This is a genomic window from Microbacterium sp. (assembly GCF_041909575.1).
In the GTDB taxonomy this organism is placed as follows: Bacteria; Actinomycetota; Actinomycetes; order Actinomycetales; family Microbacteriaceae; genus Microbacterium.
The window spans coordinates 1-11,982 of record NZ_JAYRDE010000094.1 but is presented as its reverse complement, the minus strand read 5'-3'; the positions used below and the strand labels follow the sequence as shown (position 1 = coordinate 11,982).

Here is an 11,982-nt window from a genome sequence, read left to right as displayed (position 1 = left end):
CCGAGGATCTGCTCGCGCGCGCGGTCGTCGAGGGAATCGAAGAGTGGCTGCAACCCGTTCCAGACGCGCGTGTAGCCGCCGGCGAGCACCGAGATCGGCCAGTCCCCGCCGTACATGAGGCGCTCAGGGCCGAACAGCTCCACCGCGCGGTCGAAGAACGGGCGGATCGCCGCGGTCGTCCACGAGCCGATGTCGTCCGTCGCCGAGTAGAGCCCGCTGACCTTGCCGTGCACGAGGGGATTCTCGGCGGCCGCCGCCATGAGGCGGTCCCATGGCTGATCACCGCTGAGCCCGATCGGCGGCTTGGCGAGATGGTCGATGACCATGCGCAGCCCGGGATGACGCTCCGAGAGGATCGGGACGATCTCGAGGTGCCTCGGGAGCACCGCAACGACGTCGAGGGCCACGCCCCGGCGCTCCAGGACGGCCAGCGCGGCGTCGACCTCTGGCCGCAGCAGCCAATCCGGGTCGGGCTTGTTGTGGATCAGGTTCCGCACCCCGACCATCAGCGAGTCCGGCGACCACTCGTCGAGCGTGCGCTCGGTCCCCTCCGCGTCGTCGAGCGGCGCGAAGCCGACGACCCCCACGACCTCGGGGTGCCGGGCCGACGACGCGCGCATGATCTCGGTGTCCTCGGGGTTGTCGGCGGACTGCACCTGCACGGTGAAGTCGACGCCGGCGGCCCTCAGCTCGGGCTCGAGGTCCTCGAACGTCATGGCGCCGTCGACGGGGGCGAGCGCAGGCCCCAGCCAGTCGTAGTGGGCGCGCTCCGGATCCCAGACGTGCTGGTGGGCGTCGATCACAGGGAAGGTCATGTTCGTCTCCATCCGTTCGGTGCGATGCGGCGTTCGCGCGTTCACAGCACGCGATGACGATCCCACACCGTGCGCAGGCTGTCTCCTGCGAGCAGTTCGGCGAGGACCGTGGACTCGCGGGATGCGCGCTCGCGCGCGAGCGCGAGCACCTCGTCCTCGTGGCGGCGCGGGACCACCACGACCCCATCGTCGTCGGCGATGACCAGGTCCCCGGTCTCGATGCGCACCCCGGACAGGACGACCGGCTCATCGACGTCGACGATGCGCAGCCGCGCGCGGAAGTCGATCGGCCGGCGCGACTTCGAGAACGCGGGAAAGCCCAGCGCGGCGATGCGGTCGGTGTCGCGCAGGTTCCCGTCCGTGACCACTCCTGCCGCCCCGGAGCCGATCGCCGCAGCGCTGAACAGCTCGCCCCAGAAGGCGGAGTCGTTGCTGGCGTCGGTGGCGATCACGACGAACTGACCGGCGCGGATGCCGTCGATCATGGCGATCGCGTCGGCGTAGGGGTCATCGGGGCTGTCGACGAGCGACGGCGCGAAGCGGACGGTGCGGGCGCGGCCGATGGCGCGCGTTCCGGGCACGATCGGCGCCAGCCGTTCGTGCAGCACCTGATGGCGCAGACCGGCGGCGTCGCACGAGTCGCTCACGATCGGCGTGGTCAGCCGCTCGTCGCCCGGCTGCGGCTCGAAGCCCTCCTCAGCGAATGACATGTCCGCCTCCCGGAATGAACGCGAACTCCTGCTCGAGCTCGGGCGTGAGGACGAGCCCCAGCCCCGGTGCGGTCGGCGCGCCGATCCTTCCGTCGCGGAAGTCGACGGGCTCGGCACGCATCGCGTCGCGCAGCGGGTTGGGCAGGGTGCAGAACTCGAAGAGCTCGACGTGCGGGTGGGCGAGCGCCACGTGCAGGTTGGCGGCGAACGTGACCGCACTCCCCCAGACGTGGGGCACACAGGCCACGCCGCCTTCAGCAGCACGGTCCGCGACACGTGCGAACGCCCGCGGGCCGCCGACGAAGGTGACGTCGGGCTGGGCGATGTCGATCGCCTCGCCCTCGATGAGCTGCGCGAACTCGCGCTCCGTGGCGTTGGACTCGACCCCCGACACCGGCACGTCGACCGCGTGGCGCACCGCGGCGAATCCCGCGACGTCGTCCGCCTGGGCGGGTTCCTCGTACCATCGCGCACCGAGCCGGGCGGCGTGCTCGCCCACCCTCACGGCGTCGGCGACGCTCCACGGGTGCGAGGCGCACGCCTGGACGGCGTCGATGATGAAGCGGGTCCCCTCGGGCAGCCGGCCGACGACATGGTTCATCAGGTCGATCGTGGTGTCGGGATCGGTCATCGCCCGGAACTTCACCGTGCCGAAGCCGGCCCGCACCTGTGCCGTCGCCCAGTCCGACACGTCGTCGAAGGTCGTCCCGAGGCCGCCGCTGGCGTAGGCCTCGATATCGTCCCGCGCGAGGCCGCCGAGCAGCTCGTAGGCCGGCACGCCGGCGCGGCGGGACGCGGCATCCAGCACCGCGGTCTCGATCGCTCCCGCGACACCGGCCGCCAGGCCGCCGCGCGACCAGAAGGCGGTGTAGGCGCGCAGGTGGTCCCCGACGTCGAGCGGGTTCGTGAAGGTGCGCCCTTCGAGGTAGGGACGGTAGGCCTCGACCAGACCGGGAACGGCGACCGCCGCCATGATCCCGGCGCCGGCCTCGCCGATTCCGGTGGTGCCGTCGCTCAGGGTCACCTCGACGAGCGCGGCATCCCACGAGCGGATGACACCGCCCACCCACGTCAGCTCCTCGCCCGGCGCATACCGGTGCGACAGGAGCACGGCGCGCAGGGTGTCGACCGTGATCGATGTGTTGTCAGGGGCGCTCATCTATGAAACTCCCAAAATCATCGGATGAATAGGTATCTTCATCGTAGGGCAAACGATTGAGTTCTGCCTAGTCCTCGGATGACTGACGAGAACCTACACTGACACGTATGAGTGACGCGCAGCCCGCAGGCGAGAGCCGGTCGCAGACCGACGTCGTGATCCAGGGCATCAAGGAGATGCTGACGCGGGGAGAACTCGGTCCGGGATCGCGTCTGCCCGTCGAGAAGGACCTCGCCGCCCGGCTGGGCGTCTCGCGCGGGTCCCTCCGCGAGGGCGTTCGCGCCCTGGCGACGCTCGGCGTCCTGGAAACCCGCCAGGGCGACGGCACGTACGTCACCTCTCTCGATCCGACGAAGCTGCTGAGCCCGCTCGGATTCCTCGCGGACCTCCAGCAGCCCGCTCATGCCGAGGACCTCCTGGCCGTCCGGCGGGTACTCGAGGCGGAGAGCGCCGCCCTCGCCGCGACACGCCTGTCCGAAACCGAGCTCGGCGAACTCCATCGCGTGCTCGCCGTCGTGGACGGCATCCTCGAGAGCGACCCCGACATGGACCTCGAGGCCTTCATCGACGCCGACACGGAGTTCCACCGCATCATCGCGCGGGCCAGCGGCAACCCCCCGCTCGCGGCGATCATCGACACCCTCGTAGGGCGCACCTTCCGCGCACGGCTGTGGCGCGCGATCTCGCAGCGCGGCTCGGTGCGCGAAGCGCAGGCCGAGCACCGCGCCATCCTCGACGAGCTGGCGCGCCGCGACCCGGAGCGTGCGCGGATCCGCATGGAGGTGCACCTGCTCGGCGTCGAGGAGTTCAGCGCCGCCCACGCGGGCGAGTTCCCCGAAGACGGGTAGCGCTCAGCGAGAGGCCCAGTAGGAGCCGGCGGGGAACGCGTACTCCTCGACGGACGCGTCGTGCATCTGCGCGCTGTAGCCGGGGAGGCTCGGCAGCACGTAGGAGCCGTCCTCGACGATGCAGGGGTCGACGAAGTGCTCGTGCAGGTGGTCGACGTACTCCGTCACGCGGTTCTCGAGGGTGCCCGAGACGCAGACGAAGTCGAAGATCGACAGGTGCTGCACCAGCTCGCACAGCCCGACGCCGCCGGCGTGAGGGCACACCGGCACGCCGAACTTGGCCGCCATCAGGTACACCGCGATGATCTCGTTGACGCTCGCCAGGCGCGCGGAGTCCAGCTGGCAGAAGTCGATGGCCTGCGCCTGGAACATCTGCTTGAACAGCACGCGGTTCATGCCGTGCTCGCCGCTCGCGACGCCGATGGGCGAGACGGCCGCCCGGACGGCGGCGTGACCGAGCACGTCGTCGGGGCTCGTCGGCTCCTCGATCCACAGCGGACGGAACTCGGCGAGGTGGCTCATCCACTCGATCGCCTCGGGCACGTCCCACACCTGGTTCGCGTCGATCATGAGGTTCGCGTCCCAGCCGATGACCTCGCGCGCGATCGAGAGACGACGGATGTCGTCCTCGAGGTTCGCGCCCACCTTGAGCTTGACGTGGCGATAGCCCTCGTCGACGGCCTCCTGCAGCAGGCGCCGCAGCTTCTCGTCGCTGTAGCCGAGCCAGCCGGCGCTCGTGGTGTAGCACGGGTAACCGCCCCGCGCCTCGAGCTCCGCGATCCGCGCCGCGCGCGTCGGTGCGAGGTCGGCGAGGATGCCGATCGCCTCGTCACGGGTGAGCGCGTCGGACAGGTAGCGGAGGTCGGCGACGTCGACGAGCTCTTCCGGGGTCATGTCGGCGAGGAGCCGCCACAGCGGCTTGCCCGCCACGCGCGCGGCGAGATCCCACATCGCGTTCATGACGGCTGCCATGGCCAGGTGCACGACGCCCTTCTCGGGCCCGAGCCACCGCAGCTGCGAGTCGGAGGCGAGCTCGCGGTAGAGCCCGCCCAGGTCGGCCACGGCATCCTCTACGGGCCGCCCGACGAGCGGGATGCCGCGCTGGCGGGCGGCCTCGACGCACAGGTCGTTGCCGCGGCCGATGGTGAAGGTGAAGCCGTACCCTTTGACCGCGGGATCGTCGGTGTGGACCACGACGTAGGCGGCCGAATAGTCGCCGTCCTTGTTCATCGCATCGGAGCCGTCCATGCTCAGCGAGGTCGGGAAGCGCACGTCGTGCGCGGTGACGGCGGTGATGGTGGTCATGCGTTCTCCTTCGGGATGAGCCCGCCGTCGGCGAGCTCGTGCCACAGGGCGTCGGGCACGGGCTGCTGCGCTCGCGCGAGGTTCTGCTCGACCTGACTGCGGCCGCGCGCGCCGAGGACCACCGACACGACGGCGGGATGGCGCAGGACGTAGGCGACGGCCGCCTGCGGGAGCGTGACTCCGTGCCGCTCGCACACGTCGGCGATCGCGTGCGCGCGCTCGATCAGGGCGGCGGGCGCGGGGGCGTAGTCATAGGTGGCGTCGGCCGGCGGGCGCGCGGTGCTCAGCAGGCCCGAGTTGTAGACGCCGGCGGCGACGATGCCGACGCCGCGTTCGAGTGCGAGAGGAAGGAGCGCCTCTGCGGCGGAATGGTCGAGCAGGGTGAATCGGCCGGCGCACATGACGACGTCGACGTCAGCTCTCCGGATCAGCTCCGCGAGCGGCGCGGCGTGGTTCATGCCGGCTCCGACCGCACGCACGACTCCCTGCTCGCGCAGTTCGATGAGCGCTCCGATGCCGTCCGTGGAGGCCTGGTCGAAGTGCTCGTCGGGGTCGTGAAGGTAGAGGATGTCGAACCGGTCGAGCCCGGTGCGCTCCAGGGACGCCTCGACCGAGCGAAGGATGCCGTCGCGGCTGAAGTCCCACGCGCGCGTGGGATCGGCCGGGACGTCGAATCCCTGCGGGTCGCGCTCATGAGCGGTGGCGGGGCTGGGGACGAGGAGACGTCCGACCTTCGTCGAGACCACGTACTCATCGCGCGGACGACGGCGCAGCTGCGCACCCAGGCGCCGCTCCGAGAGGCCCACGCCGTAGTGCGGCGCCGTGTCGAAGTAGCGGATGCCGCCTTCCCAGGCGCTGTCGACCGTCTGCACGACCTCGTCGTCGGTCGTGACGCGGTAGAGGTTTCCCAATTGCGCGGCCCCGAGACCCAGTTCGGTCAGCTCGAGTCCGTGCCGCAGTGCACGCGTGCGCATGGCGTCCTTCCGTTCGCGCCCAGCCTAGCCGATTCATCGGATGACTGGCAGAGGTTTCCGAAGATTCAACGTTTGATCTTAGGACTGCGGCTCGCATAGATCCGCTCACTGCTCGCGAGGAGTGAGGGATCAGGCGCGAGGAGCGCCCGTGGACTCGCGCACCACGAGCGCCGGAGCCGGATCGCGCACCACGACATCGGAGACGGTCCCCGCGGTGATCCGATCGAAGACGGCCGCCATCGCCGTGCGCCCGAGCTCGTACAGCGGCATCCGCACCGTGGTGAGCGGCGGCCAGGCGTTCTCGGCCGTCCAGGCGTCGTGCATCGCGACGATGGACAGGTCCTCGGGAACGGTCAGCCCGAGACGCCGCGCTTCGAGCAGCGCGCCGTGCGCGGCGTTCACGTTCGCGACGACGACGGCCGACGGGGGCGTGTCCCGCGCGGCCAGCTCCGAGAGCGCGACTCCGCCGCTTCGCGGGTCGTAGCCCAGACGGGTGATGTAGTCCTCGCGGACCTCGAGCCCGGCATCCGCCATCGTCGCGCGGAACCCGGCCTCGCGGCGTCGGGCGGTGTCGGAGGCGGGCAGGCCGTTCACCAGCGCGATGCGGGTGTGCCCGAGGTCGATGAGGTGCTGGGTCGCGAGCCTCAGGCCGCGCTCGTCATCGAGCACCACCGACCCCACGCCCTGCGGAGGGACCGAGTTGACGAAGACCACGGGGAGCTTCCCCGTCACGAGGCTCTCGAGGTCCTGCGGGCGCATGTTGTCGCCGACCTGCACCAGCACGCCGTCGACGCGGCCCTCGCCGATCAGGCGGGGGATCGGCTCCTCGTCGTCCAGCATCTCCTCCGCCCGCGCGAGCAGCACCATGTAGCCGCGGCGGTGCGCCTCGTCCTCGACGCCGCGCATGAGCTCGGTGAAGATCGCATTGGTGAGGTCCGGCACGACGAGGCCGACCACGTTGGTGCGGGCGAACTTGAGCGCCCGGGCGGCGAAGTTGGGGCGGTACCCCAGCTCGGCGGCGGCATCGTGGATGCGCTGACGCGTCGCCTCGCTCACCCGCGCACTGGGGGCGTCGCTCAGCACCCGCGAGACGGCGGAGACCGAGACGCCCGCGCGCGCGGCGACATCGCTCAGCGTGGCCATGGGCCCAGTGTAGGGATCCGCGACGTGCGGGCGCGGATCACGAGGCCGCCGGCGCGCGGCGATTGACGAGATACAGGTGGGTGAGCACCATCACGGTCTCGGCGCGCTGATTGACCACCGTCACCAGCTCGTGCACGTACCCGAATTCGTCCGGGCGCTTGGCGTGCGCGGTCTTCTCCGTGATCTCGGCGGTCACGCGGATGGTGTCGCCGATGAAGACCGGCCGGATGAACCGGATGCGGTCGTAGCCGTAGCTCATGGCCTGCGGATTGATGTCGCCGGCCGTCATGCCCACGGCGACCGACAGCACCAGCGTGCCGTGCGCGATCCGCTGCCCCGCGGGCTGGGTCGCCATCCACTCGGCGTCCATGTGGTGGGGGAAGAAGTCGCCGGTCTGCCCGGCGTGCAGCACGATGTCGGCCTCGGTGATCGTGCGGCCGACGGTCTCCCGCCGCTCGCCGACCTCGATGTCCTCGTACCAGCGGTCGATCGTCCTCATGGCGTCACCAGCCATTCCTGCACGCCCGCGTCGAGGCGTTCCCGCAGCGCATCGTCGGCGAGCCGCCCGCGCAGCGCGGCGGTGACGTGCTCGGACAGCGCGTTCTGCAGCTCGATGTAGTGCACGAACCGCGGACGCACGTATGCGCCCTCGAGTGTCGCGCGCGTGCCGCGGAAGAAGTCGAGCGAGTCGGCGTTCGTGCGGTTGCTCTCCCACGCCACGGCGTTGCCCGGCTGCCCGCCGGCGTCGTAGTAGACGCCCTCCTGCACCGAGGCGGAGTCCAGCCAGAACGCGTGGTCGACGGCCTGCTCCGGATGCCGCGTCCGTGCCGACACCGCGATGCCGGCGCCGCCGAGCAGCGAGCCGCGCACTCCCTCGCGGGAGGCGGGGATGTCGATGTAGCGCAGGCGATGCGCCCGGAACCCGGCACGGCTGTAGTTCGTGTAGCCGAACATCAGCGGGACGTACGCGAAGCGGTCGCCGTCGCTCAGCGCATCGGCGGCCTGGATCGGGTTCCAGGCGCTGTTGGTCTCGGGAACGAGGCGCGCGAGCCTGCGCAGCGTCTCCATCGCCTCGCCGAGCGCGTCGGGCGAGAGGAAGACGCCCGGCGAGCGCATCGGCTCCTCGCCGTTGCCGGACGCGACGGTGACGAGGCTGGAGAACGCGTCTACCGGCTTGTACGGCCAGAGCACCCGCCCCTCGGCGGCGAGCGCGAGCACGCCGTCCCAGTCGCGCGGCGGCTCGGGCAGAAGGTCGGGCCGGTACGCGGCGACCTGGGCCGCGGCATCCGTCGCCAGACCCCACTGACCGCCGGCGTGCGCGTACGACTCGTGCGATGCGCCGACGGACTGCCCGGCGAGCACGGCGAGCTCGTCGTCGTGGCCGGTGCCGTCCAGCCGCAGGAAGAGGCCGTGCTCGGCGGCGAGCGGGATGTGCGGGTGATCGATCACGAGGAGGTCGTAGTCCTCGACCAGCTGCTCGAGCGGCTGATCGGCGAAGGCCTGCAGGGAGCGCTGCTCCCATCGCACCTCCACGTCGGGCGCAACGGCGCGATAGGCCTCGGCCGCGGCGGCGACGCTGCCGTAGCCGCGCGCGTGCTCCCACGTGATGCCCCGGAGGATCGTCGTCACGTCAGGCCCTTTCCCGCACGGGCGGGAACTCCGCGCGCACTCGCTCGTCGTCCTCGCCGAGGACCGGCGCGGCTTTGCTGCTGGTGAGGATCTCGCCGTCGATGCGCAACGGGCTGCGTGTGGTCGAGATCGCCGTCCCGCCCCGGGCGACCTGCTGCGTCATGCCGATGGCGGCGAACCCCTCCGACGCGAGCAGCTCGTCGAGCGTGAGCACGGGCGCGCACCACACGTCGGCCGCATCGAGGGTGGTCAGCCACCGCTCGGTGGTGTCGGTCGCGAAGCGCGCGGCGAGGATCGCCTCGATCTCCTCCTGCCGGTCCCAGGCCTCCTGGGGGTCGGTCATCGCCTCGAGCTCGGGCAGCTCGAGCAGGGCTCCGAGCTTCGGGATCGGGTTCATCGCGAGCGCGATGTAGCCGTCGCGCGTGGGGTAGGTGCCGTACGGCGCGGCCAGGAAGGCGTGAGCCGAGTGGGCGCCATGCCGCTCCACGCGGATGGAGTCGTCGTTGAGCTTCGTGCTGAGCAGTTCGAACTGCAGGTCGAGCATGGCCTCGAGCAGACTCGACTCGACATGCCCGCCCTCGCCGGTGCGGAAGCGCCGCACCAGGAGCGCCGTGACCCCCTGAGCGATGTGGCAGCTCAGCAGATGGTCGGCGATCGACAGCCCCACCGGAACGGGGCCGTCCTGCTTCGAGCCGCTGAGCCACGGAAGTCCCGAGATGGACTGTGCGAGCAGATCCTGACCGGGGCGATCGCGCCACGGCCCCTCGGTGCCGTAGCCGGTGGCGCTGGCGTAGACGATCGACGGATTGATCTCGCGCACCGAGTCGTAGTCGAGGCCGATGCGCTCCATGACGCCGGGACGGAAGTTCTGGATCACCACGTCGGCGCGGGCGATGAGCTGCTTGACGTAGGCGAGGTCGTCCGGATTCTTCAGGTCGGCCGTCACCGACTCCTTGTTGCGGTTCATCGCATGGAACGAGACGGTGTCGCCGTCGATCGTGCGGCCGGCGAAGGCGAGGGTGCGGCCGATGTCGCCGACCCCGGGACGCTCGATCTTGACGACGCGGGCGCCGAGGTCGGCGAGCCGCAGGGCAGCCACCGGCCCGGCGAGGAACTGACTGAAGTCCAGAACGAGCAGGCCCTCGAGGGGTCTGATGTTCGATGCGGTCATCGGTGTGAGCTGCTTTCTCCGATTTCATGATCATCTGTGATCAATCGTTTGCTCATGCTAGTTTATGGAGCAACCGGCCGCAAGGCGACATCGCTCGAACGATAGGGCATGATGGGACCGACCAATTCATCTGATCTTTAGGAGCACCGGTGCTGACAGCGACGTACAGCGGAAACCGCACGATCGAGGTGTCCGAGGCCGAGCCGAGCGCACCCGAACCCGGCCAGGTTCAGATCGCGGTCGCCTACACCGGGCTCTGCGGCACGGATCTGCACATCTTCCACGGCTCGATGGATGCCCGCGTGCAGACGCCGCTCGTCTTCGGCCACGAGATGAGCGGCACGATCGCGGCGCTCGGTCCCGGCGTCACCGGCTGGACCGTCGGCGACGGCGTGACGGTGATGCCGCTGGCCTGGGACGGCACGTGCCCGGCGTGCCTCGCGGGCAACGAGCACATCTGCCAGAACCTCGACTTCATCGGCATCGACTCGCCCGGTTCCCTCCAGGCGCTGTGGAACGTCCCGGCCGAGACGCTCGTGCGCCTGCCGGCGGGAGTCGCGCTGGATCATGCGGCGCTCGTCGAGCCGGTCGCCGTCGCCGTTCATGACGTGCGGCGCGCGAACCTGCAGCGGGGCGATACGGCGGTCGTCATCGGCGGCGGTCCGATCGGCGTGCTCATCGCCACGGTCGCTCGTCACTTCGGCGCCGACGTGCTGGTCATCGAGCTCGACGAGAAGCGCCGCACGCAGATCGAGGGACTCGGCTTCGCCACCCTCGACCCCCGTGAGCGCGACCAGGTCGCCGCCGTCGAGGAATGGACCGGGGGCGCCGGGGCCGACGTCGTGTTCGAAGTGTCCGGGGCTGCTCAGGCCGTCCTCGGTGCAACGTCGCTCGCCAAGGTGCGCGGCACGATCGTCGTCGTCGCCATTCATCCGACGCCGCGCGAGATCGACCTGCAGCGCGTGTTCTGGCGGGAGCTCAGCATCCTCGGCGCGCGAGTCTACGAGCGCCGCGACTTCGAGACCGCCGTCGAGCTGGTCGCCGAGGGCGTGATCCCCGCCGATCTCCTCATCACGCGGATCGTCCCCCTCAGCGCGACGGCCGAGGCCTTCGCCGACCTCGAGGCGGGGCGCGCGATGAAGATCCTCGTCGACGTGGCGGGTCAGCGATGACCGGCCTGTTCTCCCTCGAGGGCAGCACGGCCGTCGTCACGGGAGCGCGGCGCGGCATCGGCTTCGCGATGGCGGTGGCGCTGGCCGAGGCCGGCGCCGACATCATCGGCGTCAGCGCGTCGCAGACCGCGGCGGGCAGTGACATCGAACGGGCGGTGACGGCGGCGGGCCGCGCGTTCGAGGGCGTCGCGTGCGACTTCGCCGACCCGGCGGCCGTCGACGAGCTCGGGCGGACGCTGGCCGGGCGCCGCGTCGACATCCTCGTGAACAATGCCGGCACCATCGAGCGGGCGCCGGCGGCGGAGCATCCGCTCGAGGCGTGGGACCGGGTGCTGCAGATCAACCTCTCCAGCCCCTTCCGCCTGACGCAGGCCGTGGCCCGCCCGATGCTGGAGCGCGGCCGCGGCAAGGTCATCTTCACGGCGTCGCTCCTCAGCTTCCAGGGCGGCATCAACGTCCCCGGGTACACGGCGGCCAAGTCCGGCATCGCCGGGCTCACGAAGGCGCTCGCCAACGAGTGGACATCCCGCGGGGTCAACGTCAACGCGATCGCGCCGGGCTACATCGTCACCGACAACACCGAGGCCCTCCGCGCCGACCCGGCACGATCGGCCGCGATCCTCGAGCGGATCCCCGCAGGGCGCTGGGGCGAGGCATCCGATCTGGCGGGTGCCACCGTGTTCCTCGCGTCGCCGGCGTCGGACTACGTCTCGGGGATCACCCTCCCCGTCGACGGCGGATGGCTCGGACGATGACCGCCACGCCGCCCGTGATCGCCGAGATCGAACGGATCGGCATCGTGCCGGTCGTCGTCCTCCACGAGGCGTCGCGCGGGCGCGACCTCGCCCAGGCCCTGCGCGACGGCGGCATCGCGTGCGCCGAGTTCGCGCTGCGCACTCCCGCGGCGCTCGGCGCCCTCGAGGCGGCGGCCGGAGTCGACGGGTTCCTCGCGGGCGCCGGCACCGTGCTCACCGATGAGCAGGCGGATGCCGTGGCCTCGGCCGGTGCCGCGTTCGCGGTGACGCCCGGGTACGACCACGCCGTTGCGGCCCGTCT

The 11,982-nt window shown here is 70.9% G+C and carries 12 protein-coding genes and 1 pseudogene; 4 read left to right on the top strand and 9 right to left on the bottom strand.

The genetic code is table 11. The features are described from left to right. The 3 genes from ACE3O1_RS12175 to ACE3O1_RS12165 form a co-directional block, all read right to left on the bottom strand. Positions 1 to 815 (bottom strand): amidohydrolase (locus tag ACE3O1_RS12175; protein ID WP_374315396.1); only part of this gene is annotated, 815 nt, incomplete at its 3' end. A 41-nt stretch (positions 816 to 856) separates the two neighbouring features. Then, positions 857 to 1,525 (bottom strand): RraA family protein, encoded by a 669-nt coding sequence (locus ACE3O1_RS12170; RefSeq protein ID WP_374315394.1) that lies wholly within the window; start codon positions 1,523 to 1,525, stop codon positions 857 to 859. Continuing rightward, positions 1,512 to 2,684, bottom strand: coding sequence for a mandelate racemase/muconate lactonizing enzyme family protein (locus ACE3O1_RS12165; RefSeq protein WP_374315392.1), 1,173 nt, complete (start codon positions 2,682 to 2,684; stop codon positions 1,512 to 1,514). Before ACE3O1_RS12165 ends, ACE3O1_RS12170 begins: the two co-directional genes overlap by 14 nt. A 107-nt stretch (positions 2,685 to 2,791) precedes the next feature. Between ACE3O1_RS12165 and ACE3O1_RS12160 the strand changes: the two genes are divergently transcribed. Continuing rightward, positions 2,792 to 3,532: a FadR/GntR family transcriptional regulator gene (locus tag ACE3O1_RS12160; protein WP_374315390.1), complete on the top strand. Its 741-nt coding sequence runs from the start codon at positions 2,792 to 2,794 to the stop codon at positions 3,530 to 3,532. Positions 3,533 to 3,535: 3 nt separating this feature from the next. Here ACE3O1_RS12160 and ACE3O1_RS12155 read toward each other — a convergent pair whose 3' ends face one another. From ACE3O1_RS12155 to ACE3O1_RS12130, 6 genes are all read right to left on the bottom strand, one after another. Beyond that, a complete protein-coding gene (locus ACE3O1_RS12155) occupies positions 3,536 to 4,837 on the bottom strand; it encodes an L-fuconate dehydratase (RefSeq protein WP_374315388.1) in 1,302 nt (433 codons plus the stop codon). After that, on the bottom strand, positions 4,834 to 5,811 hold the full coding sequence (locus ACE3O1_RS12150) for an aldo/keto reductase (protein ID WP_374315386.1): 978 nt from the start codon (positions 5,809 to 5,811) through the stop codon (positions 4,834 to 4,836). The genes ACE3O1_RS12155 and ACE3O1_RS12150 overlap by 4 nt, the downstream gene beginning before the upstream one ends. Positions 5,812 to 5,940: 129 nt before the next feature. Next, entirely contained in the window at positions 5,941 to 6,954 is a 1,014-nt protein-coding gene (locus tag ACE3O1_RS12145) for a LacI family DNA-binding transcriptional regulator (protein ID WP_374315384.1), read from the bottom strand. Positions 6,955 to 6,991: 37 nt separating this feature from the next. Further along, entirely contained in the window at positions 6,992 to 7,453 is a 462-nt protein-coding gene (locus ACE3O1_RS12140; RefSeq protein WP_374315382.1) for a MaoC/PaaZ C-terminal domain-containing protein, read from the bottom strand. Next, on the bottom strand, positions 7,450 to 8,583 hold the full coding sequence (locus tag ACE3O1_RS12135) for an extracellular solute-binding protein (protein ID WP_374315380.1): 1,134 nt from the start codon (positions 8,581 to 8,583) through the stop codon (positions 7,450 to 7,452). Before ACE3O1_RS12135 ends, ACE3O1_RS12140 begins: the two co-directional genes overlap by 4 nt. A gap of 1 nt (position 8,584) precedes the next feature. Beyond that, on the bottom strand, positions 8,585 to 9,754 hold the full coding sequence (locus tag ACE3O1_RS12130; RefSeq protein WP_374315378.1) for a CaiB/BaiF CoA transferase family protein: 1,170 nt from the start codon (positions 9,752 to 9,754) through the stop codon (positions 8,585 to 8,587). 149 nt (positions 9,755 to 9,903) lie between these two features. Between ACE3O1_RS12130 and ACE3O1_RS12125 the strand changes: the two genes are divergently transcribed. From ACE3O1_RS12125 to ACE3O1_RS12115, 3 genes and pseudogenes are all read left to right on the top strand, one after another. Continuing rightward, positions 9,904 to 10,926, top strand: a complete 1,023-nt coding sequence (locus ACE3O1_RS12125; RefSeq protein ID WP_374315376.1) for a zinc-binding dehydrogenase — start codon at positions 9,904 to 9,906, stop codon at positions 10,924 to 10,926. After that, positions 10,923 to 11,681, top strand: coding sequence for an SDR family oxidoreductase (locus tag ACE3O1_RS12120; RefSeq protein ID WP_374315374.1), 759 nt, complete (start codon positions 10,923 to 10,925; stop codon positions 11,679 to 11,681). The genes ACE3O1_RS12125 and ACE3O1_RS12120 overlap by 4 nt, the downstream gene beginning before the upstream one ends. Continuing rightward, a pseudogene (locus ACE3O1_RS12115) lies at positions 11,678 to 11,982 on the top strand (keto-deoxy-phosphogluconate aldolase); the annotation flags it as partial. The gene ACE3O1_RS12120 and the pseudogene ACE3O1_RS12115, both read left to right, overlap by 4 nt.